The organism is Pseudomonas sp. FSL W5-0203, assembly GCF_001896155.1.
Classification (GTDB): domain Bacteria; phylum Pseudomonadota; class Gammaproteobacteria; order Pseudomonadales; family Pseudomonadaceae; genus Aquipseudomonas; species Aquipseudomonas paracarnis.
The window spans coordinates 89,307-113,861 of record NZ_MPOR01000018.1 but is presented as its reverse complement, the minus strand read 5'-3'; the positions used below and the strand labels follow the sequence as shown (position 1 = coordinate 113,861).

The window sequence follows — 24,555 nt, the reverse complement described above, 5'->3', positions numbered from 1 at the left end:
CACTATCGCAGGCAAGCCAGCTCCCACATTGGTTGGGTATTGCCCCCGCAATCAGCGCCCGGCCTCAATCCCCTGTGGGAGCGGGCTTGCCCGCGAAGGCGGCGTGTCAGTCAATTAATCTGCAACTGAATCAGCACGATCGCAGGCAAGCCCGCTCCCCCTTTGATCTCTACCGGTTTGAAGGCCGGTGTTTGCCGCAGGCGGCAGTAGTCCGCCGTTTTTTCGACTGTTTCTTCCCGCGCTATTTCAGCTACCTCTACGAAACCCCCGCCGCGCTTGGACTTTGGTCTCTTTTGAAAAGTTGGTTCGCAAATTGCTTAAGCCTCCTCAGTACAGCGGTGGGCGGCAAGCGTCCGTCAGAAAGAGGATAGAGCGTGGACAAGTACCTTTATGTGGCAATGACCGGCGCCAGCCAGAATGCACTGGCGCAGAAGGCCCATGCCAACAATCTGGCGAACATTTCCACCAACGGTTTCCAGCGCGACCTGGAACAGGCGCGTTCGATGCCGGTGTTCGGTGACAGCTTTCCGGCGCGGGCGTTTGCCATGACCGAACGTCCGGCTACCGACTTTTCACCGGGCGCGATGATCGAAACCGGCCGCGACCTCGACGTGGCCGTCAGCGGCGACGGCTGGATGGCGGTGCAAACCCCGGATGGCGGCGAAGCCTACGTGCGCAGCGCCAGCATGAACGTGGATGCCTTGGGCGTGCTGCGGGCCGGCAACGGTATGCCGATCATGGGCAACGGTGGCCCGATTGCCGTGCCGCCCCAGCAGAAAATCGAAGTGGGTTCGGACGGCACCATCAGCATCCGTGCCATGGGCGAAGGCCCGCGGGTGATGGCGGAAGTGGACCGTATCAAGATGGTCCAGCCTGACCTCAAGAACATGACCAAGGGCCTGGACGGCACCATCCACACCAAGGATGGCCAACCGGCCCAGGCCGACGCGAATGTGCGGCTGACCTCGGGTTTCCTGCAGGCGAGCAACGTCAATGCCGTGGAAGAAATGACCGCGGTGCTGGCGCTGGCCAAGCAGTTCGAGCTGCATATCAAGATGATGAACAGCGCTAAAGAAGACGACCAGGCCATGACGCGCGTCATGCAGATGAGCTGATCCAAGCCCATTAACTAATTTGCAACGCAGCGCCAACCATCCGGCGCACGAAGGAGAACAGCATGCTTCCGGCTCTATGGGTTGCCAAGACAGGCCTGTCCGCCCAGGACACCAACCTGACGACCATTTCCAACAACCTGGCAAACGTGTCGACCACGGGCTTCAAACGTGACCGCGCCGAGTTCCAGGACTTGCTCTATCAGATCAAGAAGCAACCGGGCGCCCAGTCGACCCAGGACAGCGAACTGCCGTCGGGCCTGCAACTGGGTACCGGTGTGCAGATCGTCGGCACCCAGAAAAACTTCAGCGCCGGTAACCTGCAGCAAACCGGCCAGCCCCTGGACATGGCGATCAATGGCCGCGGCTTTTTCCAGGTACTGCAACCGGATGGCACCACCTCTTACACCCGTGACGGCACCTTCCACCTGGACTCTAACGGCCAGATCGTGACCGCCAACGGTTTCGCCCTGGAGCCTGCTGTCGTGGTGCCGCCCGACGCCAAGACCTTCACCGTCGGCAACGACGGCACCGTGTCCATCACCGTCGCTGGCAACCCAGCGTCCCAGGTGATCGGCAACCTGCAAACCGCCGACTTCATCAACCAGGCCGGCCTGCAGGCGATGGGCAACAACCTGTTCCTGGAAACCGCCTCCAGTGGCGCGCCGCAAATCGGCACCCCTGGCTTGAACGGCTTCGGCACCACGCTGCAAAGCACCCTGGAAACCTCCAACGTCAGCACCGTTGAGGAGATGGTCAACATGATCACCACCCAGCGCGCCTACGAGATGAACTCCAAGGTGATTTCCACCGCCGACCAGATGCTTTCGTTCGTTACGCAAAATCTGTAATCAGTCTATGGGGCGCCCTTGAGGGTGCCTGCAACACCGTGAGGTTAGGGTCATGAATCGCTATGTTTGTGTGTTGGCATTGAGTGGGATCGCCGTGCTTGCGGGCTGTGTCGCCCCCACGCCAAAGCCCAATGACCCGTACTACGCGCCGGTGTTGCCACGCACACCGCTGCCGGCGGCGGCCAACAATGGCTCGATCTACCAGGCTGGTTTCGAGCAGAACCTGTACAGCGACCGCAAGGCGTTCCGGGTCGGTGACATCATCACCATTACCCTGAATGAGAAGACCCAGGCCAGCAAGAACGCCAACTCGCAGATCGGCAAGAACAGCAAGACCAGCATCGGCCTGACCTCGCTGTTCGGCGGCGGCCTGAACACCAACAACCCGCTGGGCAGTGGTGACCTGAGCCTGGACGCCGGCTACAGCGGCGACCGCGCCACCAACGGCAAGAGCGCGGCAGGGCAGGGCAACAGCCTGACCGGTTCGATCACCGTGACCGTCGCCGACGTATTGCCCAACGGAATCATTGCCGTGCGTGGTGAGAAGTGGATGACCCTCAACACCGGCGACGAGTTGGTGCGCATCGCCGGCATGGTCCGCGCCGATGACATCTCCACCGACAACACCGTGCCGTCGACGCGCATTGCCGATGCACGCATTACCTACTCGGGCACCGGTTCGTTTGCCGATGCGAGCCAGCCGGGCTGGTTCGACCGCTTCTTCCTCAGCCCGCTGTTCCCTTTCTAGGTGGCCATTTTGAAGTTCAAACAGCTGATGGCGATGACGCTTTTGCTGGCCTTGAGCGCTGTGGCCCATGCCGAGCGCCTGAAGGACATCGCCAGTATTTCCGGCGTGCGCTCCAACCAGTTGATCGGCTATGGCCTGGTCGTGGGGCTTAACGGCACGGGTGACCAGACCACCCAGACGCCGTTCACCCTGCAAACCTTCAACAACATGCTCTCGCAGTTCGGCATCAAAGTGCCGCCAGGCTCGGGCAACGTGCAGTTGAAGAACGTCGCAGCGGTGTCGATCAGCGCCGATCTGCCCGCGTTTGCCAAGCCGGGGCAGGTGGTGGACATCACCGTGTCGTCCATGGGTAACTCCAAGAGCCTGCGCGGTGGCACCTTGCTGATGACGCCGCTCAAAGGTATCGACGGCAACGTCTACGCCATTGCCCAGGGCAACCTGGTGGTCGGCGGTTTTGACGCCGAAGGCCGCGACGGCTCGAAGATCACCGTCAACGTGCCGTCGGCCGGGCGTATCCCCGGTGGCGCTACGGTTGAACGCACCGTGCCGAGTGGTTTCAACCAGGGCAACAGCCTGACCCTGAACCTCAACCGCTCCGACTTCACCACCGCCAAGCGCGTGGTCGACAAGATCAATGACATGCTCGGCCCTGGCGTGGCCCAGGCCATCGACGGCGGCTCGGTTCGCGTCACTGCGCCTCTGGACCCAAGCCAGCGTGTGGACTACCTGTCGATCCTGGAAAACCTTGAGGTGGACCCAGGCCAGGCCGTGGCTAAAGTCATCATCAACTCGCGCACCGGCACCATCGTGATCGGCCAGAACGTCAAGGTTTCGCCAGCGGCGGTGACCCACGGCAGCCTGACGGTGACCATCACCGAAGACCCGATCGTCAGCCAGCCTGGGCCGTTGTCCGGTGGCCAGACGGCCGTGGTCCCGCGCTCGCGCGTCAATGCCCAGCAAGAAGCCAAGCCGATGTTCAAGTTCGGCCCCGGCACCACCCTGGACGAGATTGTCCGTGCGGTGAACCAGGTGGGCGCTGCGCCCGGCGACTTGATGGCGATCCTCGAAGCTTTGAAGCAGGCCGGCGCGTTGCAAGCCGACCTGATCGTGATCTGAGGCCATGGCCATGGATATGCGCAAGAGCGGTATCAGCAGCACGGCGGACTCGGGGTCTTACTCCGACCTGAACCGGCTTAACCAGCTCAAGGTCGGCGACGACAAAAACAGTGAAGGCAACCTGCGCAAAGTGGCGCAGGAATTCGAGTCGCTGTTTTTGAACGAGATGCTCAAGTCCATGCGTTCGGCCACCGAGGCCCTGGGCAAGGACAACCCGCTGAACACCCCGGCCGCCAAGCAATACCAGGAAATGTACGACCAGCAATTGGCGGTGTCGATGTCCCGCGAAGGTGGTGGTATCGGCCTGGCCGATGTGCTGATGCGCCAGATGCAGAAGAACAAGCCGGTGGAGGCCCAGGCCGCCACCTTGCAAGGCCCGGCGGCGGATGCGCCGGTGAAGAAAGTCGATGTGCCGACCGAGATTGCCGCCGGTACCCAGGCCGAAGGCCCGTTGGGCCGCTCCAATGGCCAGCGGCCTTTGTGGGCGTATCGCGTGGCCGTGCCTGAGGGCGCCAGCACCCATGCCAACGACATGGAACTGATGAACCAGCGTCGCATCGCCTTGCCCAGCAAGCTGGCCGACCGCCTGCTGGCGGGCATCGTGCCGAACGCTCCGGTCGAAGCCAAAGCCGCGCCCCTGCGTAACAGCGCTGCCGACGACACAGTCATCAACAGCAGCGCGCGTAGCTTTGCCGTGCCGAGCGGGCGCATGCAGGTGTATGGCCGCGCCATTGCGCAGCCACCGCTGGCGCCGGCCAAGAAAGCCTTCAGCTCCCAGGATGAATTCGTCGCCACTATGCTGCCGATGGCCAAGGCCGCCGCCGCACGTATCGGTATCGACCCCAAATATCTCGTGGCCCAGGCCGCGCTGGAAACCGGCTGGGGCAAATCGGTGATGCGCGCCGAGGACGGCAGCAGCAGCCACAACCTGTTCGGCATCAAGGCTGGCCAGAGCTGGCAGGGCGGTCAGGCCCGGGCGATCACCAGCGAGTTTCGCGATGGTGCGATGGTCAAGGAAACGGCGCAGTTCCGTTCCTACAGCTCGTATCAGGACAGCTTCCACGACCTCGTGACTTTGCTGCAAAGCCATGATCGCTATAAAGAAGTTGTGAAATCAGCCGACAACCCGGAACAGTTTGTACGCGAGTTGCAAAAAGCCGGTTATGCAACCGACCCGGATTACGCCAGCAAGATTTCGCAGATCGCAAAAAACATGAACAGTTACCAGAACTACGCTGCCGCTGGCGCAACCACACATTTATAAGGTCTGAACCATGAGTTTGCTCAGTATCGGGATGTCAGGGCTCAATGCCGCTCAAGGATCGTTGTCGGTCTTGAGTAATAACATCGCCAACGTGAATACCCCAGGGTACTCGCGTCAGCAGACCACGCAAAATACCAACGCATCAAACCCGTTCGGCGGCGTGTACATCGGCAGCGGCACCACCCTGGCCGATGTGCGCCGGGTGTACAACGAGTACCTGGACACCGCTTACCAGAACAGCACGGCGCTCAATAACGACGCCAAGGCGTACCTGGACCAGGTGGGGGCCGTCGACAAAGTGCTGTCGGACAAAACCACCGGTCTGTCCTCAGTGCTCAGTTCGTTCTTCGCCACCCTGCAAACCGCCGCGTCCAACCCCAGCGACCTGTCGGCCCGCCAATTGCTGGTGACCAACGCCCAGACCCTGAGCAGCCGTTTCAACTCGATCTCCACGCAGTTGACCCAGCAGAAAGAGACCATCAACAACCAACTGAGCAGCATGAGTGATCAGGTCAACCAATTGACCGCCTCGATTGCCTCGCTTAACCAGCAGATCTCCCAGGCCCAGGGCAGCTCCAATAGCGCCCCAGCCAACCTGCTGGACTCGCGTAACGAGGCAGTACGCTCGCTCAATGAGTTGATCGGTGTCACGGCCACCGAGAAAAACGGCCAGTTCAGCGTGACCACCGGCAGCGGCCAGTCCCTGGTAGAGGGCGGGATCTCCAACAAGATTTCCGCGGCACCAAGCAAAACCGATAACAGCCAGTACACCATCCAGTTGGACATGAACGGCACCAGCCTGGACCTGGGTTCGGTGATCAGCGGCGGCAGCATCGGTGGCCTGTTGCGCTATCGCAGCGATGCCTTGATGCCGGCCATCAATGAGCTGGGGCGTATCGCCATTGCCACCGCGGACACGCTCAACAGCCAGCTGGGCCAGGGCCTGGACCTCAATGGTGACTTTGGCGTTTCGCTGTTCAAAGACATCAACAGCGCGGCCGCCATTGCCTCGCGCAGCCAGGGTGCCTCGGGCAACAGCGCCGGCGCGGGCAACCTGAACGTGACGATCAAGGACAGCAGTCAGTTGTCCACGTTTGACTACACCGTGACCTTCAGCGACAAGACCGATCCTAACAAAATCACGGTGTTGCGCTCGGACGGCAAGGCCATGGGCACCTTTGACATGAGCGCTACACCGCCGCCGACCCTGGATGGTTTCACCCTGGCGCTGGACGGCAAGGGCACCATGGCGTTTGGTGACAGCTTCAAGGTCAGCCCCACCGCCACGGGCGCCAGCGGTATTGGCGTGGCGCTCACCGATGCGAACAAACTGGCGTTTGCCGGCCCGTTGGCAGGTACCAGCAGCAAGACCAACAGTGGCACGGGCACCTTTACCCAGCCGGCCTTGACAGTGCCTTTGGATATCCATGGCGGCACTGACACTGCCCAGTTGCGCGCCGGTATTGAAAACTCGATGCCGGTGAAGATGGTGTTCGGCAAGCCTGCCGCCGACGGTACGCAGTCCTATACCATCAGCGATTCCAAGGGCAACCCGATTAGCACCGGCTCGATCATCCCGGGGCAGGGCAACAAGATCACCGTGGACGTGCCAATGCGCGACGCCAGCGGTGCCGCCATTCCCGGCAAGAGCTTCAAGTTCGACACCACTGTCAACGGCTCCCCGGCAGACGGCGACAGCACCACCTTCGCCTTCAACAGTGGCGGCAAATCCGACGGTCGCAACGCCCAGGAACTGCTGAACCTGCAAACCAAGGCCACCGTCGGTATGGGCGAGGGCAACGCGGGCACCAGCCTGGTGGGTGCCAACAGCAAGCTGGTCTCGACCGTGGGTGCCAAGGCCAGCCAGGCCGGGGTCGACACCGCCGCCACCGGTGCGTTGCTCAGCGCCAACAAGGAAGCACGCAACTCGGTATCCGGGGTCAACCTGGATGATGAAGCGGGCGACATGATCAAGTTCCAGCAGTACTACACCGCGTCGTCGCAGATCATCAAGGCTGCGCAGGAAACCTTCACCACACTGATGAATGCTCTTTAAGGGAGGCTGGGACGATGCGTATTTCTACACAGCAGTATTTCGAGACCAGCTCTGCCAAGTACCAGAGCAACTATTCCAGCGTGGTCAAGGCCCAGGACCAGGCCAGCTCCGGCGTGCGCGTGCAAACCGCCGCAGATGATCCGGTGGCGGCGGCGCGGTTGTTGATGCTGCAGCAGCAGAAAGACATGCTGGCGCAGTTCAATGGCAACATCGACACCCTGAAAAACTCGCTGACCACCCAGGACGGCGTGCTGGAAAATATCAATATCGCGATTCAACGGGCCAGCGAGTTGGCGCTCAAGGCGGGTAACGTCGGCATCAGCGACGCTGACCGCAAGTCGACGGCCGCCGAGATTGGCGCCATTGAAGACCAGATCCTGGGCCTGCTCAATACCAAGGACGCCAGCGGCAATTACTTGTTCTCCGGCAGCAAGACCGATACGCCGCCCTACGCCCGCAACAATGACGGCACCTACAGTTACCAGGGCGATGACACGCCGTTGAGCCTGCAGATCGCAGAGAACCTGTCGGTTGCCATGGGCAATACCGCCAAGAGCATGCTTGAAAGCTCGGCGAATACGGGCCGTACGCAAACCGCGCCGATCCTCGTGCCGCCAGCGGTCGACGATGGCAAGGTCACCGTATCTGCCGGGCTGATCGCGGCCAACAGCAGCTATAACAGCAGCTTTTCCGATGGTCAGCCGTATAAGCTGACCTTCACCAGCAGCACCCAATACGTGGTCACGGACAATGCTGGCAAGGACATCACTTCGGAGATTCCAGGCAACGGCACTTTCGATGCCACCAAGGAAGGCGGCTCGACTATCAACCTGCGCGGGGTCAAGTTCGACATTGGCTTGAACCTGGGCAAAGACGCACTGGGCAAAGACATACTGCCAGGCGCGCCGTCGGACGCCATCGTCAAGGATCGCGAGTTCAGCCTGTCGGTCAAGCCGGACACCTTCAGCGTTTCGCGCACCCCGAGCAATCCGTCCACCGCGCAACTGAGCGGCGGCACGGTGAGCGATCCGGCGGCGTACGCCAGCACCTTTCCCAACTCGGGCGTGATCGTGAAGTTCGGTGCCGCCGGCGCCTATGACCTGTATGCCCAGCCGTATAGCGCAGACAGCAAATCCATCGCCAGTGGCACCCTGGCGGCCGGCGCCACCACCATCACGGCGGCAGGGGTGACCTTTGATGTCACCACCGCACCGGCACCGGCAGCCGGCGACCAGTTTGCGATCAGTGCCACCAGCAACAAGAACGAGAACGTCCTCGACACCCTGAGCCATCTGCGCAAAATTCTGGAAACGCCGTCAGACGGCAACCCGGCGGCGCAGAAGGAGCTCAAGGACGTGGTGGCCAAGTCCATTGGCAACCTGACCAATGCCTACGGCCAGATCGACCAGGCGCGTGGCTCCCTGGGCGCGCGCCTCAATGGCCTGGACATTCAGTCCAAGGAAAACGTCAGCCTGGACCTGGCCAATACCACCACCATGAATGCCCTGGGCAATGTCGACTTCGCCGAAGCCGCCATCAACCTGAGCTTGCAACAAACCATGTTGCAGGCCTCGCAGTTGGCCTTCGTGAAAATCTCGCAGTTGAGCCTGTTCAACAAGATGTAAACGGCGTTCAGTCAAGCGGCCCGCTCTGGAAACAGGGCGGGCCGTTGTCGTTTCGGGGGCTTAATTGTTGAAACGTTTTGCATAAACCACGCAAAATTGAGTGACCTGTGAGTCATAAAGCGCATCTTCACTGTATCGTGTGAAAAGGATAAGTCGTCACAGGGCCTTCATCGGGCGGCTTTCAGCGGGATTTTTATGGGGTTATCCCCTTTATTGTCAGCACTTCCGGCATAGCCCGAGGGGTGTTCTCCAGCTATTTAGTATTGGGAAGCCACAATGATTGGCATAAAAAGCATCGCCAGTTACGTGCCGGCGGACGGGATCGATAACTACGCCCAGGGTGCCAAGTTCGCCAAGGATGAAGAGTTCATCATCGGCAAGATCGGTTCGGCGTTCCTGCCGCGCAAGGAAGCGGCACAGGAAACCTCGGATCTGTGTGTCGAGGCGGTCAACGCCTTGTTTGCCAACAACCCGCAATTGAAGCGCGAGTCCATCGACGCGCTGATCGTCGTCACCCAGAACGGCGATGAAGAGGGCCTGCCTCACACCGCCGCCATCGTGCAGGACAAACTGGGCCTGCCAACCCACGTTGCCGCGTTCGACATCTCGCTGGGCTGCTCCGGCTACGTCTACGGCATCTACGCGATGAAGGGCTTCATGGAAGCCGCGGGCCTTAAAAACGGCCTGCTGATTACCGCAGACCCGTACTCCAAGATCGTCGACCCGGAAGACCGCAACACCACCATGCTGTTCGGCGATGCCGCCACCGCCACCTGGATGGGCGAAGACGCGCCGTGGCTGCTCGGCAAATCCAAGTTCGGTACCGACGGTTCCGGCGCACCGCACCTGAAGGTCAGCGACGGCGTGTTCTTCATGAACGGCCGCCAGGTGTTCAACTTCGCCTTGCTCAAGGTGCCTGCGCACTTGCACGAGCTGCTCAAAGAGTCGGACCTCAAGGCCGATGACATCGATGCGTTCTGCATCCACCAGGGCAGCGCGGCCATCGTCGACGCCGTGGCGCGCCGTTTTGAAGAAGCGCCGGTGGACAAGTTCATCAAGGACATGGTCGAGACCGGCAACACCGTGTCGTCGAGCATCCCGCTGCTGCTGGAAAAGCACGTGATGGACGCCACCTGGAAGCGCGTGGCAATCAGCGGCTTTGGCGTGGGCCTGTCGTGGGGCTCGGCGATTCTCTATCGTCCGTGATGCATTAGCCGCTGCACAAAAAACGCCGATGATCCCACGATCATCGGCGTTTTTTTTGCGCCCCCCCCCCTGTAGGAGCGAGCTTGCTCGCGAAGAACGTTAACGATAACGCGGGCATTCAGAATGCACGCTGCGTTCTCAGGTTCTTCGCGAGCAAGCTCGCTCCTACAAGGGGGGATGTCTTGAAGGCGAAGTTTTGGCGCCAGTAACCCGTGATTACGGGCGTTTCACGCCTCTATAAGGCCTTGAAATACAAGGGCTGGCACAGGGCTACTAAAAAAAATCAAAAAAATCCTCAAGCAACCGGCTACCACGACGATAACTATTACGTAGGTTCTCTAGGCCACACCCGGCGGTCGCCAGGGCCGGAAGCCGCAGTATCCAAACCACGAGGATTTCGTCATGGCATTATCAGTAAACACCAACATCACCTCCCTGGGTGTCCAGAAGAACCTGAACAAAGCTTCCGACGCTCTGAGCCAGTCGATGAACCGTCTGTCCTCCGGCCTGAAAATCAACAGCGCCAAAGACGACGCTGCCGGCATGCAGATCGCTAACCGTCTGAACAACCAGGTCAAAGGCCTGAACGTTGCCATCGCCAACGCCAACAACGGCGTGTCGATTGCCCAGACTGCTGAAGGCGCGATGCAAGAATCCACCAACACCCTGCAGCGTCTGCGTGAACTCGCCCTGCAAGCGGCCAACGGTGATAAAAGCGACGCTGACCGTGTTTCCCTGCAGCAGGAATTCACCGCTAAAGTGGGCGAGCTGACTCGTATTGCTAACACGACCACCTTTGGCGGTCGTAACCTGCTGGACGGTTCATTCAACAACGTAGCGTTCCAGATCGGCGCAAACGCCAACGAGACTATCTCGTTCGGTATGACCGATATTAGCTCCACCGCCCTTAAGGGCGAATACAGCGAAGCTAGCGTTAATGGTAAGGCTCTCGCAGGCGTTACTGCTACTGCTACTGGTTCGGTTCTGGGCGGCGCGAGTGGTACTGGTGCAGCGGTAGCTGCTCTGAAGACCGATGCGGCTAACGCCACGCCAACTCCTGGTGCAGGCTTGGCCGCTGCGGCTTCGGTCACCGTGAATGGTACTAAGGTTGACTTCGCCGCTGGTGATTTGGGCGACGCTGTTGCCAAAAAAATTAATGATGCGAAGATATCTGGCGTCACCGCCACTTGGGATGACGCAGCTACTAAGCTGACTATCAATTCAACTTCTAGTTTAGAGGTTACTGGTGCAGTTGCTGATCTTACCGCTGTAGGTCTTACAGCAGTGGCGGCATCTGGCAAGGTCGCTTCAAGCATCAGCGACAAAAACACTGTTCTGGGTCAGGACGGCACCATAAACGTCAACGGCAAAGATGTGAAATGGGCTGCTGGCGCTAAAATTGACGACGTCTTGACTAGTCTCAAACTGGTTGACGGCGTAGGTGATGCAACTATTGGTAAAGATGGCCGAATCCAAGTCACTTCTAAAGACGGCAGCGATGTTGTACTGAAGAATGTTACCAGCGGCGCACTCTCATCCCTGGGGCTTTCGTCTGGCACATCGCAAGCTAAGTTGGGTGCCGATACTTCGATTACTTTGAACGGTGTTGAGGTCAAGTTCAAGAAAGGCGATACGACCGACGCTATCGTTTCTTCGATCAACAGTGCGAGCACTGGCGTTACCGCTAACAAAAATTCCGATGGCACTTTGGGATTGTTCTCCAAAAAAGACATCGTTATCTCTGACGGCAGTGCGGGTACTGGTCTGACCGCTCTGGGGTTGACTGCTAACACTACCGCTTCGGTGACTTTGGAAACTACCGTTTCCAACCTCAGCATCCTTTCTGCTGCTGATTCCCAGCGGGCCATCCAAGCTCTGGACGGCGCAATGCAGCAGATCGACAGCCAGCGTTCGCAGCTGGGCGCCGTACAAAACCGCTTCGCCAGCACCGTGGCCAACCTGCAGAGCATTTCGCAGAACTCCTCCGCTGCCAAAGGCCGCGTAGAAGACGCTGACTTCGCTTCTGAAGCCGCTGAGCTGACCAAGCAACAAACCTTGCAACAGGCTTCCACTGCGATCCTGTCCCAGGCCAACCAACTGCCATCGTCTGTTCTGAAGCTGCTTCAGTAATAGCGCTAGCGGTTAAATAACGGGAGGGTGCGTTTAACAACGTGCCCTTCCGTTTTTTCAGTTTGGAGGTGGTGACATGGACATGAGCATCAAGCTGACCTCGTCTTACCCCGCAGCCCCGGCCCCGGCCAACCTTGGCGCAGTGGTGACCCAGGCCAAGCCTGTGGCCAGCAATGAGCCGATCAAAAGTGAAGAGCCGCAGCGCGTTGCGCTGGAAAAGGCTGTTACCGATATGCGTGAGTTTGTGCAGGCTTCACAGCGCAACCTGGATTTTTCCATCGATGACTCTACCGGCAAGGTAGTGGTCAAGGTGATCGCCACTGACAGTGGTGAAGTGATTCGACAGATACCATCGGAGACCGCGCTGAAATTGGCGCAGAACCTGAGCGATGCCGGCAGCCTGCTGTTTGATAGCAAGGCTTGAGTTGGCACGAAACATGTTTCTGATTGCGGTCTAGGCGTATAAGCGCCAAAAAACGGCCGCTGCAGGACAAGGAGAATGGCAAATGGCTAGTTCAACGATTTCCGGCCCAGGTTCGGGCTACGACACCCAAGCAATCGTCAAGGCGCTGGTAGGTGCCGAGCAGGCGCCCAAGCAGGCTCAGATCACCAACGAGCAGAAGAAGGCCACCGTGCAGTTGTCTGCCGTGGGCTCGGTCAAGACGGCGTTGGAAGCCTACCAGGCGGCGATCACCAAGTTGAACAATGCCTCGGCCTTCAACGGGCTGGCGGCGACTTCTTCGGAAGAGAAAAACGCCAAGGTTACCTTGGGTGACGGCGCATCCAGCGGCAAGTACGTATTGAAGGTCACTAACCTGGCGACGGCTTCGAAAGTCACCACGGCGGTGAATGTCGATGGCGCATCGGGCAAGGCCAACAGCACGGACGAAGACCAGACGCTGACCATCAACCAGTCGGGCAAGAGCTACGACGTGATCATTCCCGGTGGCGCGACGTTGCAGCAGGTGCGCGAATCCATCAACACCCAGCTCTCGTCCCAGGGCATCAGTGCTAACGTGCTGAGCGACTCCAATGGCGCGCGGCTGGTACTGACTTCGACCACCATGGGCGAGGGCACCGACATCACCCTCAGCGGCGATTCGCAGCTGGCTACCGGGTACGACAAAGGCAAGGCGCCGACCAACGCCAAATACTCCATTGATGACATTGAAATGTCATCGAACAGCAACAAGATCACCTCCGCGATCAGCGGCGTGACCCTGGATCTGTTGGACACGGTAGACATCACCAAGCCGACCACCATCACCGTGGCCAGCAACACCGACACGTTGAAAACCTCGGTGCAGTCCTTCGTCAGTGCCTACAACACGCTGATGACGGCGATCAATACCCAGACCAAAGTAACCGCCACCGGCGATGCCTCCACCACCACCGCAGGTGCCCTGACGGGCGACGCATCGATGCGTCAGTTGGTCAACAGTCTGCGCTCCGAGTTGGTCAGCGGTTCTGGTGCGGGCACCATGACCAGCTTGGCTCAGATGGGCATCACCACCGATCAGAAAACCGGCATGCTCAGCCTCGATGACAAGGCATGGGATAAAGCTGTGGTCAAGGGCGCTGGCGATATTGCCAAGTTGTTCACCGGCGACACTGGCTTGATAACGCGCATGAAAAAGGCTACCGACAGTTACGTGGGTAGCAGTGGCACACTGGCGAACCGGGCGACCGATCTCAACAACAAGTTGACTGACTTGACCAAAGAGACCGACGACCTGACGCGGCGCATGGATGCCTTGCAGAAGTCCCTGACCGCCAAGTACACGGCGATGGACACCATGATCGCGCAGATCAACGCCAGCAGCTCCAGCATCCTGACCACCCTCAACTCGCTGAACAATCCTAAGTCGAACTGATGAGCGGTGCGCGCCAGGGCCCTGTCCAGGGGCTCTCGCGCAGGGTGCTGGATTAAAGTTTTTATCGCCGTGGTCGAAAAACTGGTTAAGCAAACCTATTCGATTGTCGCCAGTAACGAGGTAGCAACATGAACCCGATGAGAGCCCTTCGCCAGTACCAGAAGGTCAATGCCCACGCTCAGGTCTCTGAAGCCAGCCCGCACCGCCTGGTGCAGATGCTGATGGAAGGTGGCCTGGATCGCATGGCCCAGGCCAAGGGGGCGTTGAGCCGCGGGGACATCGCGCAAAAGGGCCTGATGCTGGGCAAGGCGATCGAAATCATTTCGGGCCTGCGCGATGGCCTGGAGCCTGAGAAAGCCGAAGATCCGGCCGCGATCCAGCGTCTGGATGCCCTGTATAACTACATGGGCAATCGTCTGGTCGAGGCGAACCGAGTCAATGATGTCGAGATGATCGACGAAGTCGCCCGCCTGCTGATCACCGTCAAGACCGGCTGGGATGCCATCGCTCCACAATAAGGCCGATTGCCTTGAGGTACACATCATGAGCCACGCACTGCAACGCATCGACGAAACCCGCGAAGCCCTTCTCGGCGCGCTGGCTGAGCGCAATTGGGAAGCCGTGGGCGAGTTGGACCTGGGTTGCCGCGCGGTGATTGATGAGGTGCTCAGTGAGGCACCGGTAGACGAGGGCGCATTGCGCGAGAAGCTGGAAAGTTTGTTGGTGGTGTACCAGCAGTTGCTGGAGGTGACGACCGGCGAACGCCAGGCGATTTTCGAAGAGATGTCGCAGATCAACCAAGCGAAAAATGCGTCAAAGGTTTACCATCTGTTCGGTTGAACGGGCGCAGTTAATCCGAACGGCGCGTCATATATTTGACTGTGCCAGCATTTTTGACTTAACTAGTGCTGTTTTCAGATTTCAGACGTCTAGAAGGTAAGAAATCTTACAGACGTCTAGATTGCCCTCATTCCGGGGCAGGAAGTTTTACTAGGGAAGTTGCTATTGCATGTGGCGTGAAACCAAAATTCTGCTGATCGATGACGATAGCGTCCGCCGCCGCGATTTAGCGGTGATTTTAAATTTTCTCGGTGAAGAAAATTTACCCTGCGGCAGCCACGATTGGCAGCAGGCGGTCAGCTCGTTGTCGTCGAGCCGTGAAGTCATTTGCGTATTGATCGGGACGGTAAACGCTCCTGGCGCAGTTCTGGGCCTGTTAAAGACACTGTCTACCTGGGATGAGTTCCTTCCGGTGTTGCTAATGGGCGATATTTCTTCCGTGGACCTGCCGGAAGACCAGCGCCGCCGTGTGTTGTCCAACCTGGAAATGCCGCCCAGCTACAGCAAATTGCTCGATTCCCTGCACCGCGCCCAGGTCTATCGCGAGATGTACGACCAGGCCCGCGAGCGCGGCCGTCACCGTGAGCCCAACCTGTTTCGCAGCCTCGTCGGCACCAGCCGTGCCATCCAGCACGTGCGCCAGATGATGCAGCAAGTGGCCGACACCGACGCCAGCGTGCTGATCCTCGGCGAGTCGGGCACCGGCAAGGAAGTGGTCGCGCGCAATCTGCACTATCACTCCAAGCGTCGCGACGGGCCCTTTGTGCCGGTCAACTGCGGGGCGATCCCGGCAGAGCTGCTGGAAAGCGAATTGTTCGGCCACGAGAAGGGCGCCTTTACCGGGGCGATCACTAGCCGTGCCGGGCGTTTTGAGCTGGCCAATGGCGGCACTCTGTTCCTCGACGAAATCGGCGACATGCCGTTGCCGATGCAGGTCAAGCTGCTGCGCGTATTGCAGGAGCGCACCTTCGAGCGCGTGGGCAGCAACAAGACCCAGAGCGTGGACGTGCGCATCATTGCCGCCACCCACAAGAACCTCGAAAGCATGATCGAGGTCGGCAGCTTCCGCGAAGACCTGTACTACCGCCTCAACGTGTTCCCTATCGAGATGGCGCCGCTGCGCGAGCGCGTGGAAGACATCCCGCTGTTGATGAACGAACTGATCTCGCGCATGGAGCACGAAAAGCGCGGCTCCATTCGCTTCAACTCTGCGGCAATCATGTCCCTGTGCCGCCACGGCTGGCCGGGCAACGTGCGCGAGCTGGCCAACCTGGTGGAGCGCATGGCGATCATGCACCCGTACGGGGTGATCGGCGTGGTCGAACTGCCGAAGAAATTCCGCTACGTCGACGACGAAGACGAACAGATGGACAGCCTGCGCAGCGACATGGAAGAGCGCGTGGCGATCAACGGCCATACTCCAGACTTCGGCGCCACCGCGATGTTGCCGCCCGAAGGCCTGGACCTTAAGGACTACCTCGGCAACCTCGAACAAGGGTTGATCCAGCAGGCCCTGGACGATGCCCATGGCATCGTGGCCCGCGCCGCCGAGCGCCTGCGTATCCGCCGCACCACCCTGGTGGAGAAGATGCGCAAGTACGGTATGAGCCGCAAAGAAGGTGATGAACAGGCGGATGATTGACGCCTGTTTTTCAACTATTTGATTTATAGGTAGATTTTTTTCGGCACGGGTATTGCTACAGCCCTCGCAACGTTCCGTTTAACTGACGGTCAGCCAAGCGAGAGAGCATCATGCCCCACGCCGCCCAACTATCTTCGGCCCCTGCCATCCAGGGGCTGGTTTCGCCTGTAGAACCGCCGACCCGCCAGGGCCTGGAGCACGCGTTCTCGCAGTTCAATCAGATGTCGAGCCAGCTGACCGACTCCTACAGCCTGCTTGAGGCCCGGGTTTCCGAGCTTAAAGGCGAACTGGCGGTGGTCAGCGCCCAGCGCATGCAAGAGCTGGCCGAGAAAGAGCGCCTGGCCAACCGCCTGCAAAACCTGCTGGACCTGTTGCCCGGTGGCGTAATCGTCATCGATGACCAGGGCCGCGTGCGCGAAGCCAACCCGGCAGCCTGTGATCTGCTCGGCCTGCCGCTGGAAGGCGAGCTGTGGCGTGAAGTCATCACCCGCTGTTTCGCCCCCCGCGAAGACGACGGCCACGAAGTCTCCCTCAAGGACGGGCGTCGGCTGTCCATCGCGACCCGTTCCCTGGACGCCGAGCCGGGCCAGCTTGTGCTGCTCAATGACCTGACAGAAACCCGGCACCTGCAAGATCAACTGGCGCGCCATGAGCGGCTGTCGTCCCTGGGGCGTATGGTCGCTTCCTTGGCCCATCAGATTCGTACGCCGTTGTCGGCGGCATTGATCTACGCCAGCCATTTGACTGACGAGCAATTACCGGCGGCCACCCACCAACGCTTTGCCGGGCGCCTCAAGGAGCGCCTGCATGAGTTGGAGCACCAAGTGCGCGACATGCTGGTGTTTGCCCGTGGCGAACTGCCGCTGACCGATCGCGTTACACCTGCCGGCTTGATGCAGTCCCTGCAAGCGGCAGCGGCGATCCATGTGCAGGAGGCCAACCTGCGCTGGCAGTGCGACAGCCATCAGGGCGAATTGCTGTGCAACCGCGACACCCTGGTGGGCGCGCTGCTCAACCTGATCGAAAACGCCACCCAGGCCAGTGGCCCCGGGGCGCGCCTGAAAGTGCACCTGTACACCCGCGGGCAAACCCTGCGCCTGTGCGTCAGCGACAGCGGCAGCGGTATCGCCCCGCAGGTGCTGCAACGTCTGGGCGAGCCGTTTTTTACCACCAAGACCAACGGCACTGGCCTGGGCCTGACTGTGGTCAAGGCAGTGGCCCGTGCCCATCAAGGACAATTGCAGCTGCGTTCCCGCCTGGGGCGTGGCACCTGTGCATTGATGACCTTGCCGCTGTTTTCCAGCGCGGCAAGCGCGGAGTAAGAGGATGATGGCTATCAAGGTTTTATTGGTGGAAGACGATCGCGCCCTGCGTGAAGCATTGGCTGACACGCTGCTGCTGGCGGGCCATGACTACCGTGCGGTCGGCTCTGCCGAGGAAGCCTTGGAGGCGGTCGAACAGGAGGCCTTCAGTCTGGTGATCAGCGACGTCAACATGCCCGGCATGGACGGCCATCAATTGCTCGGCCTGCTGCGCGTGCGCCAGCCGCAGCTGCCGGTGCTGCTGATGACCGCCCATGGCGCGGTGGAGCGGGCGGTGGATGCCATGCGTCAGGGCGCGGCGGATTACCTGGTCAAACCTTTCGAGCCCAAGGCGCTGATCGAGCTGGTGGCCCGGCATGCCTTGGGCGTGCTGTCGGCGGGCGAGGGCGATGGCCCGATTGCCTTTGAGCCGGCCAGCGCGCAATTGCTGGAACTGGCCGCGCGGGTGGCGCGCAGTGATTCCACTGTGTTGATTTCCGGTGAATCCGGTACCGGTAAAGAAGTGCTGGCGCGCTACATCCACCAGCAGTCCAGCCGCGCCCAGCAACCGTTCATTGCGATCAACTGCGCGGCGATCCCCGACAACATGCTCGAAGCGACCTTGTTTGGTCATGAAAAGGGCTCGTTCACCGGCGCCATCGCGGCCCAGGCCGGCAAGTTCGAACAGGCCGACGGCGGCACCATCCTGCTCGACGAAATTTCGGAAATGCCCCTGGGCCTGCAAGCCAAGTTGCTGCGCGTATTGCAGGAACGTGAGGTGGAGCGCGTGGGCGCGCGCAAGCCGATCCAGCTGGATATTCGCGTGGTTGCCACCACCAACCGCGACCTGGCGGGCGAAGTGGCGGCGGGGCGCTTCCGTGAGGACCTGTTCTACCGGTTGTCGGTGTTCCCGCTGGCCTGGCGCCCATTGCGTGAGCGCCCGGCGGATATCATCCCCTTGGCCGAGCGCCTGCTGAACAACCACGTCAAAAAAATGAAGCATGCCCAGGCGCGGTTGTCGCCCGAGGCCCAGGCGTGCCTGGTCAATTACCCATGGCCGGGCAACGTGCGCGAGTTGGATAATGCCATCCAGCGTGCGCTGATTTTGCAGCAGGGCGGCTTGATCCAGCCGCAGGATTTCTGCCTGGCCATGGGTACTGGCGCTGCGCCGTTGCCGAGCCTGGCTCCGGCTCCAGTGGTCGCCGAGGCGGAATCGGCAGGCGCCCTGGGTGATGACCTGCGCCGCCGTGAATTTCAGATGATCATCGACACCCTGCGCGCCGAGCGCGGCCGTCGCAAAGAAGCGGCCGAGCGCCTGGGCATCAGCCCGCGCACCTTGCGCTACAAGCTGGCGCAGATGCGCGACGCCGGTATGGATGTGGAAGCGTATCTTTTCGCCACATGACCGGTAACAAGTTCGACAAGCTTTGTCGCCTTTTCTTACGAGTTGTCACAGAGCTGGCACCCTTGTTGCTACCACCCCTAGTAACCGCTGCGTAGTGTCAAAAAATTGCGGGTCGTCGGAGAGAGAAGGTCATGAGCCAGGGTATTGAGTTCAATCGGTTGATGTTGGATATGCGCGCCATGCAAATGGACGCCATGGCTCAACCGAAATCCGTCGCGCCAGCGCCGGAATTGGGCCAAAGCAATTTTGCCGACATGCTCGGTCAGGCAATCAATAAAGTCAGTGATACCCAGCAGGCGTCCAGCCAGTTGGCGACGGCCTTCGAGATCGGTAAAAGCGGCGTGGACCTCACCGATGTGATGGTCGCCTCGCAAAAGGCCAGTGTGTCCTTCCAGGCCTTGACCCAAGTGCGTAACAAGCTGGTTCAGGCGTATCAAGACATCATGCAGATGCCGGTTTAAGGACGAGATTTAAGTCATGGCTGAAGCAGTCTCCGACAACCTCCCCGCCAAGGCCGACGGCAAACCGCCGTTGTTTGGCCTGTCGTTCCTGGAAAACCTCTCGGAAATGACCATGCTGCGTCAGGTGGGCCTGATGGTGGGCCTGGCAGCCAGCGTGGCGATTGGTTTTGCCGTGGTGCTGTGGTCGCAGCAACCCGATTACCGCCCCCTGTACGGCAGCCTGTCGGGCATGGATTCCAAGCAGATCATGGAAACCCTCGCCGCCGCCGACATCGCCTACACCGTGGAGCCCAACTCAGGTGCCTTGCTGGTCAAGGCTGACGATGTCGCCCGCGCGCGGATGAAATTGGCCGCCGCTGGTGTGGCGCCGTCCGACAGCAACATCGGTTTCGAGATCCTCGACAAAGACCAGGGCCTGGGCACCAGCCAGTTCATGGAAGCCACCCGCTATCGTCGTGGCCTGGAAGGCGAACTGGCGCGCACCATTTCCAGCCTCAATAACGTCAAGGCCGCCCGTGTGCACCTGGCGATTCCGAAAAGCTCGGTGTTCGTGCGTGACGAACGCAAGCCCAGCGCCTCGGTCTTGGTCGAGCTGTTTGCTGGCCGCTCCCTGGAGCCTGGCCAGGTACTGGCGATCGTCAACCTGGTGGCAACCAGTGTTCCCGAATTGAGCAAGTCGCAAATCACCGTGGTGGACCAGAAGGGCAACCTGCTGTCCGACATGGCCGAAAACTCCGCGCTGACCCAGGCCGGCAAGCAGTTCGACTACAGCCGCCGCATGGAAAGCATGCTCACCCAGCGCGTGCACAACATCCTGCAACCGGTACTGGGTAACGACCGCTACAAGGCTGAAGTCTCCGCCGATGTGGATTTCAGCGCTGTCGAGTCCACCTCCGAGCAGTTCAACCCGGACCAGCCAGCGTTGCGCAGCGAGCAGTCCACCAGCGAACAACGCACCGCCAGCAATGGCCCCCAAGGTGTGCCGGGCGCCCTGAGCAACCAGCCACCCGCGCCGGCCTCGGCACCGCAGACCACCGGTGGCGCTGCCGCCACGGCGGGCGCGATCCAGCCTGGCCAGCCATTGCTGGACGCCAACGGCCAGCAGATCATGGACCCGGCCACCGGCCAGCCCATGCTTGCGCCGTACCCTGCGGACAAGCGTAACCAGTCCACCAAGAACTTCGAACTGGACCGTTCCATCAGCCACACCAAGCAGCAACAGGGCAAGATCAATCGTCTGTCGGTGTCGGTGGTGGTCGATGACCAGGTCAAGGTCAACCCGGCAGACGGCGCGGTGACCCGTGCGCCGTGGACGGCTGACGAACTGGCCCGTTTCACCCGCCTGGTGCAGGACGCCGTTGGCTTCGACGCCAGCCGTGGCGACAGCGTCAGCGTGATCAACATGCCGTTCTCCGCCGAGCGCGGTGAAGTGATCGCTGACCCTGCGTTCTACACCCAGCCGTGGTTCTGGGACATCGTCAAGCAAGTGCTGGGCGTGTTGTTCATCCTGGTGCTGGTGTTTGGTGTACTGCGCCCGGTGCTCAACAACATCACCGGTGGCGGCAAGAAGCAACTGGCACTGGCCGGTGGCGACGTCGAGTTGGGTGGCATGGGCGGCCTGGACGGCGAACTGGCCAACGACCGCGTCAGCCTTGGCGGCCCGCAAAGCATCCTGTTGCCAAGCCCGAGCGAAGGCTATGACGCTCAGTTGAACGCAATCAAGAGTCTGGTGGCAGAAGACCCGGGCCGTGTGGCCCAGGTCGTGAAAGAGTGGATTAACGCTGATGAATGATCGAGCCGCTGTGGCCAAGCTGTCCCGGGTCGACAAAGCCGCTGTGTTGCTGCTGTCCCTGGGTGAAACCGACGCTGCCCAAGTGCTGCGCCACATGGGCCCCAAAGAGGTCCAGCGTGTCGGCGTGGCCATGGCGCAGATGCGCAATGTGCACCGCGAGCAAGTCGAGCAGGTGATGAGCGAGTTCGTCGAGATCGTCGGCGACCAGACCAGCCTGGGCGTCGGCTCCGACAGCTACATTCGCAAGATGCTCACCTCGGCCCTGGGCGAAGACAAGGCCAACGGCCTGATCGACCGCATCCTGCTGGGCGGCAACACCAGCGGCCTGGACAGCCTCAAGTGGATGGAACCGCGGGCAGTGGCCGACGTGATCCGCTATGAGCACCCGCAGATCCAGGCGATCGTGGTGGCCTATCTGGACCCGGACCAGGCCGGCGAAGTGCTCGGCCACTTCGACCATAAAGTGCGCCTGGACATCATCCTGCGTGTGTCATCGTTGAACACCGTGCAGCCGGCGGCGCTCAAAGAACTCAACACCATTCTGGAGAAGCAGTTCTCCGGCAATTCCAACGCCTCGCGCACCACCCTGGGTGGCATCAAGCGCGCAGCCGACATCATGAACTTCCTCGACAGCTCGGTCGAAGGCCAGTTGATGGACTCGATCCGCGAGATCGACGACACCCTGTCCGGCCAGATCGAAGACCTGATGTTCGTGTTCAACAACCTGGCCGATGTCGACGACCGTGGCATCCAGGCGCTGCTGCGCGAAGTTTCCTCGGACGTGCTGGTGCTGGCGCTCAAGGGCTCGGACGAAAACGTCAAAGAAAAGATCTTCAAGAACATGTCCAAGCGCGCCTCGGAGCTGTTGCGCGACGACCTGGAAGCCAAGGGCCCGGTGCGCGTCAGCGACGTGGAAACCGCCCAGAAGGAAATCCTCACCATTGCCCGCCGTATGGCCGAAGCCGGAGAAATCGTTCTCGGCGGGAAGGGCGGCGAAGAAATGATCTAAGGCGCCTTGCATGTCGAATAAAGATGAGGCGCCCAGCGATCTGATTCGCGCGCGGGATGTCGGTGGTTTCGACATCTGGTCGCTGCCCAGTTTCGACCCCCATGTGCCGGAGCCCGAGCCTGAACCGGTTGAAGAACCTCCGGCAGAGATGGAAGAAGTGCCACTGGATGAAGTCCAGCCACTGACCCTCGAAGAGCTGGAAACCATTCGTCAGGAGGCCTACAACGAAGGCTTCGCGGCGGGGGAAAAAGACGGTTTTCGCAGCACCACCCTCAAGGTTCGCCAGGAGGCCGAAGCGGCGCTGGCCACCAAGTTGGGTAGCCTGGAACGCCTGATGGGCAACCTGTTCGACCCTATCGCCGAACAGGACTCGCAGCTGGAAAAATCCATGGTTGGCCTGGTGCAGCACATCGCGCGCCAGGTGATCCAGCGCGAACTGGTGCTCGATTCCAGCCAGATCGAAGGCGTGATGCGCGAAGCCCTCAAGCTGCTGCCCCTGGGCGTCGGCAATGTGCGGCTGTACATCAACCCCCAGGATTTCGAACAGGTCAAAGCCCTGCGCGAGCGCCATGAAGAAACCTGGCGCATCGTCGAAGACGCTTCGTTGCAGCCCGGTGGTTGCCGTGTCGAAACCGAGCACAGCCGCATCGATGCAACGGTGGAAACCCGCATCAGCCAGATCATGGCCAAGTTGTTCGATCAACTGCATGAACAAGCCCTGCACCCCGCCGAGCCGGACCTGAGCGTTGACCTGGACGCCACCGATGCGCCTTGATCGCACCAGCTTCGCCAAGCGCCTGGGCAGCTACGCCGAGGCCACCGAGTTGCCCGGCCAGCCGATCCTCGAAGGGCGCCTGTTGCGCATGGTCGGCCTGACCCTCGAAGCCGAGGGCCTGCGCGCCGCCATGGGCAGCCGCTGCCTGGTGATCAACGACGACAGCTACCACCCGGTGCAGGTCGAAGCCGAGGTGATGGGCTTTTCGGGCAGCAAGATTTTTCTGATGCCGGTCGGCAGCCTCGCCGGCATTGCCCCCGGCGCCCGCGTGGTGCCGCTGGCCGACACTGGCCGCCTGCCCATGGGCATGAGCATGCTGGGCCGCGTACTCGACGGGGCCGGCCGTGCGCTGGACGGCAAGGGCGGCATGAAGGCCGAAGACTGGGTGCCGATGGACGGCCCCACCATCAATCCGCTCAAGCGCAACCCCATCAGCGTGCCACTGGACGTGGGTATTCGCAGCATCAACGGTTTATTGACGGTCGGTCGCGGCCAGCGCCTGGGCCTGTTCGCCGGTACTGGCGTGGGTAAGTCGGTGTTGCTGGGCATGATGACGCGCTTTACCGAGGCCGACATCATCGTGGTGGGGCTGATCGGCGAGCGGGGCCGCGAAGTGAAGGAGTTCATCGAGCACAGCCTCGGTGAAGAAGGGCTCAAGCGTTCCGTTGTCGTCGCTTCTCCGGCAGACGATGCACCGCTGATGCGCCTGCGTGCGGCGATGTACTGCACGCGCATCGCCGAATATTTTCGCGACAAGGGCAAGAACGTCCTGTTGCTGATGGACTCGCTCACGCGTTTCGCCCAGGCCCAGCGCGAAATCGCCCTGGCCATCGGTGAACCGCCCGCGACCAAGGGTTACCCGCCATCGGTGTTCGCCAAGCTGCCCAAGCTGGTGGAGCGTGCCGGTAATGCCGAAGCCGGCGGTGGCTCGATCACCGCGTTCTACACCGTGTTGTCCGAAGGCGACGACCAACAGGACCCGATTGCCGACTCGGCGCGAGGTGTGCTCGACGGCCACATCGTGCTGTCGCGCCGCCTGGCCGAAGAAGGGCACTATCCGGCCATCGACATCGAAGCGTCCATCAGCCGGGTGATGCCGGCGGTGGTCACGCCGGAGCATATGGCCCGTGCCCAGCAGTTCAAACAGTTGTGGTCGCGTTACCAGCAAAGTCGCGACCTGATCAGCGTCGGCGCCTATGTGGCCGGTGGTGACCGCGACACCGACCTGGCCATCGCCTTGCAGCCGCAACTGGTGACCTACCTGCGCCAGGGTCTCAACGACAAGATCACCATGGGCGAGAGCCAGTCGCACTTGCAGTCCATCTTCGCCCCGGCGCCGGGCGGCTAA

22 protein-coding genes are annotated in these 24,555 nt (G+C 60.7%); all 22 read left to right on the top strand.

All coding sequences use genetic code 11. The features are described from left to right. The coding region (locus tag BOP96_RS30265) for a hypothetical protein (protein ID WP_218189984.1) at window positions 1-371 on the top strand (371 nt) is incomplete at its 5' end. Window positions 372-374: 3 nt separating this feature from the next. Next, window positions 375-1,115, top strand: a complete 741-nt coding sequence (locus BOP96_RS17270) for a flagellar basal body rod protein FlgF (protein ID WP_003192988.1) — start codon at window positions 375-377, stop codon at window positions 1,113-1,115. 62 nt (window positions 1,116-1,177) lie between these two features. Further along, window positions 1,178-1,963, top strand: coding sequence for a flagellar basal-body rod protein FlgG (flgG, locus tag BOP96_RS17265; RefSeq protein WP_073453444.1), 786 nt, complete (start codon window positions 1,178-1,180; stop codon window positions 1,961-1,963). Between the two features lie 52 nt (window positions 1,964-2,015). Continuing rightward, window positions 2,016-2,711: a flagellar basal body L-ring protein FlgH gene (flgH, locus tag BOP96_RS17260; RefSeq protein ID WP_014719364.1), complete on the top strand. Its 696-nt coding sequence runs from the start codon at window positions 2,016-2,018 to the stop codon at window positions 2,709-2,711. A gap of 6 nt (window positions 2,712-2,717) precedes the next feature. After that, complete coding sequence (locus BOP96_RS17255; protein WP_161981170.1) at window positions 2,718-3,827, top strand: flagellar basal body P-ring protein FlgI; 1,110 nt, start codon at window positions 2,718-2,720, stop codon at window positions 3,825-3,827. Between the two features lie 4 nt (window positions 3,828-3,831). Next, window positions 3,832-5,091 carry a flagellar assembly peptidoglycan hydrolase FlgJ gene (gene flgJ / locus BOP96_RS17250; protein WP_038451059.1) on the top strand — a complete coding sequence of 420 codons (1,260 nt, stop codon included), beginning with the start codon at window positions 3,832-3,834 and terminating at the stop codon, window positions 5,089-5,091. A gap of 10 nt (window positions 5,092-5,101) precedes the next feature. After that, entirely contained in the window at window positions 5,102-7,147 is a 2,046-nt protein-coding gene (flgK, locus tag BOP96_RS17245) for a flagellar hook-associated protein FlgK (RefSeq protein WP_060767637.1), read from the top strand. A gap of 14 nt (window positions 7,148-7,161) precedes the next feature. Next, window positions 7,162-8,772 (top strand): flagellar hook-associated protein 3, encoded by a 1,611-nt coding sequence (locus BOP96_RS17240; RefSeq protein WP_014719360.1) that lies wholly within the window; start codon window positions 7,162-7,164, stop codon window positions 8,770-8,772. 276 nt (window positions 8,773-9,048) lie between these two features. Further along, on the top strand, window positions 9,049-9,978 hold the full coding sequence (locus BOP96_RS17235; RefSeq protein ID WP_014719359.1) for a ketoacyl-ACP synthase III: 930 nt from the start codon (window positions 9,049-9,051) through the stop codon (window positions 9,976-9,978). A gap of 402 nt (window positions 9,979-10,380) precedes the next feature. Further along, complete coding sequence (locus BOP96_RS17230; RefSeq protein ID WP_073453442.1) at window positions 10,381-12,108, top strand: flagellin N-terminal helical domain-containing protein; 1,728 nt, start codon at window positions 10,381-10,383, stop codon at window positions 12,106-12,108. A 76-nt stretch (window positions 12,109-12,184) separates the two neighbouring features. Further along, complete coding sequence (locus BOP96_RS17225; RefSeq protein WP_032895940.1) at window positions 12,185-12,532, top strand: flagellar protein FlaG; 348 nt, start codon at window positions 12,185-12,187, stop codon at window positions 12,530-12,532. 82 nt (window positions 12,533-12,614) lie between these two features. After that, window positions 12,615-13,982, top strand: coding sequence for a flagellar filament capping protein FliD (fliD, locus tag BOP96_RS17220; protein ID WP_073453440.1), 1,368 nt, complete (start codon window positions 12,615-12,617; stop codon window positions 13,980-13,982). A 128-nt stretch (window positions 13,983-14,110) separates the two neighbouring features. Next, on the top strand, window positions 14,111-14,500 hold the full coding sequence (gene fliS / locus BOP96_RS17215) for a flagellar export chaperone FliS (RefSeq protein WP_014719355.1): 390 nt from the start codon (window positions 14,111-14,113) through the stop codon (window positions 14,498-14,500). Window positions 14,501-14,525: 25 nt separating this feature from the next. Then, window positions 14,526-14,822: a hypothetical protein gene (locus tag BOP96_RS17210; RefSeq protein ID WP_014719354.1), complete on the top strand. Its 297-nt coding sequence runs from the start codon at window positions 14,526-14,528 to the stop codon at window positions 14,820-14,822. 169 nt (window positions 14,823-14,991) lie between these two features. After that, window positions 14,992-16,464 carry a sigma-54 dependent transcriptional regulator gene (locus tag BOP96_RS17205; protein ID WP_003192966.1) on the top strand — a complete coding sequence of 491 codons (1,473 nt, stop codon included), beginning with the start codon at window positions 14,992-14,994 and terminating at the stop codon, window positions 16,462-16,464. Window positions 16,465-16,574: 110 nt separating this feature from the next. Beyond that, entirely contained in the window at window positions 16,575-17,786 is a 1,212-nt protein-coding gene (locus BOP96_RS17200) for a sensor histidine kinase (protein WP_019818388.1), read from the top strand. Window positions 17,787-17,793: 7 nt separating this feature from the next. Next, window positions 17,794-19,170, top strand: a complete 1,377-nt coding sequence (gene fleR / locus BOP96_RS17195; protein ID WP_044483624.1) for a sigma-54-dependent response regulator transcription factor FleR — start codon at window positions 17,794-17,796, stop codon at window positions 19,168-19,170. 131 nt (window positions 19,171-19,301) lie between these two features. Next, entirely contained in the window at window positions 19,302-19,631 is a 330-nt protein-coding gene (fliE, locus tag BOP96_RS17190; protein ID WP_003192959.1) for a flagellar hook-basal body complex protein FliE, read from the top strand. Between the two features lie 16 nt (window positions 19,632-19,647). Continuing rightward, window positions 19,648-21,423: a flagellar basal-body MS-ring/collar protein FliF gene (gene fliF, locus BOP96_RS17185; RefSeq protein ID WP_014719351.1), complete on the top strand. Its 1,776-nt coding sequence runs from the start codon at window positions 19,648-19,650 to the stop codon at window positions 21,421-21,423. Continuing rightward, window positions 21,416-22,432: a flagellar motor switch protein FliG gene (gene fliG / locus BOP96_RS17180; RefSeq protein WP_003192957.1), complete on the top strand. Its 1,017-nt coding sequence runs from the start codon at window positions 21,416-21,418 to the stop codon at window positions 22,430-22,432. The genes fliF and fliG overlap by 8 nt, the downstream gene beginning before the upstream one ends. 10 nt (window positions 22,433-22,442) lie before the next feature. Continuing rightward, complete coding sequence (gene fliH, locus BOP96_RS17175; protein ID WP_014719350.1) at window positions 22,443-23,207, top strand: flagellar assembly protein FliH; 765 nt, start codon at window positions 22,443-22,445, stop codon at window positions 23,205-23,207. Next, entirely contained in the window at window positions 23,197-24,555 is a 1,359-nt protein-coding gene (fliI, locus tag BOP96_RS17170) for a flagellar protein export ATPase FliI (RefSeq protein ID WP_003192955.1), read from the top strand. Before fliH ends, fliI begins: the two co-directional genes overlap by 11 nt.

Coding starts and splice junctions, on each gene's coding strand:
- BOP96_RS17200 (WP_019818388.1), top strand. CDS start 16,575: ATGCCCCACGCCGCCCAACTATCTTCGGCCCCTGCCATCCAGGGGCTG.
- fliS (WP_014719355.1), top strand. CDS start 14,111: ATGAACCCGATGAGAGCCCTTCGCCAGTACCAGAAGGTCAATGCCCAC.
- BOP96_RS17210 (WP_014719354.1), top strand. CDS start 14,526: ATGAGCCACGCACTGCAACGCATCGACGAAACCCGCGAAGCCCTTCTC.
- fliH (WP_014719350.1), top strand. CDS start 22,443: ATGTCGAATAAAGATGAGGCGCCCAGCGATCTGATTCGCGCGCGGGAT.
- fliI (WP_003192955.1), top strand. CDS start 23,197: ATGCGCCTTGATCGCACCAGCTTCGCCAAGCGCCTGGGCAGCTACGCC.
- fliG (WP_003192957.1), top strand. CDS start 21,416: ATGAATGATCGAGCCGCTGTGGCCAAGCTGTCCCGGGTCGACAAAGCC.
- BOP96_RS17240 (WP_014719360.1), top strand. CDS start 7,162: ATGCGTATTTCTACACAGCAGTATTTCGAGACCAGCTCTGCCAAGTAC.
- flgG (WP_073453444.1), top strand. CDS start 1,178: ATGCTTCCGGCTCTATGGGTTGCCAAGACAGGCCTGTCCGCCCAGGAC.
- fleR (WP_044483624.1), top strand. CDS start 17,794: ATGGCTATCAAGGTTTTATTGGTGGAAGACGATCGCGCCCTGCGTGAA.
- flgK (WP_060767637.1), top strand. CDS start 5,102: ATGAGTTTGCTCAGTATCGGGATGTCAGGGCTCAATGCCGCTCAAGGA.
- fliF (WP_014719351.1), top strand. CDS start 19,648: ATGGCTGAAGCAGTCTCCGACAACCTCCCCGCCAAGGCCGACGGCAAA.
- flgH (WP_014719364.1), top strand. CDS start 2,016: ATGAATCGCTATGTTTGTGTGTTGGCATTGAGTGGGATCGCCGTGCTT.
- fliD (WP_073453440.1), top strand. CDS start 12,615: ATGGCTAGTTCAACGATTTCCGGCCCAGGTTCGGGCTACGACACCCAA.
- BOP96_RS17235 (WP_014719359.1), top strand. CDS start 9,049: ATGATTGGCATAAAAAGCATCGCCAGTTACGTGCCGGCGGACGGGATC.
- BOP96_RS17225 (WP_032895940.1), top strand. CDS start 12,185: ATGGACATGAGCATCAAGCTGACCTCGTCTTACCCCGCAGCCCCGGCC.
- fliE (WP_003192959.1), top strand. CDS start 19,302: ATGAGCCAGGGTATTGAGTTCAATCGGTTGATGTTGGATATGCGCGCC.
- BOP96_RS17230 (WP_073453442.1), top strand. CDS start 10,381: ATGGCATTATCAGTAAACACCAACATCACCTCCCTGGGTGTCCAGAAG.
- flgJ (WP_038451059.1), top strand. CDS start 3,832: ATGGCCATGGATATGCGCAAGAGCGGTATCAGCAGCACGGCGGACTCG.
- BOP96_RS17205 (WP_003192966.1), top strand. CDS start 14,992: ATGTGGCGTGAAACCAAAATTCTGCTGATCGATGACGATAGCGTCCGC.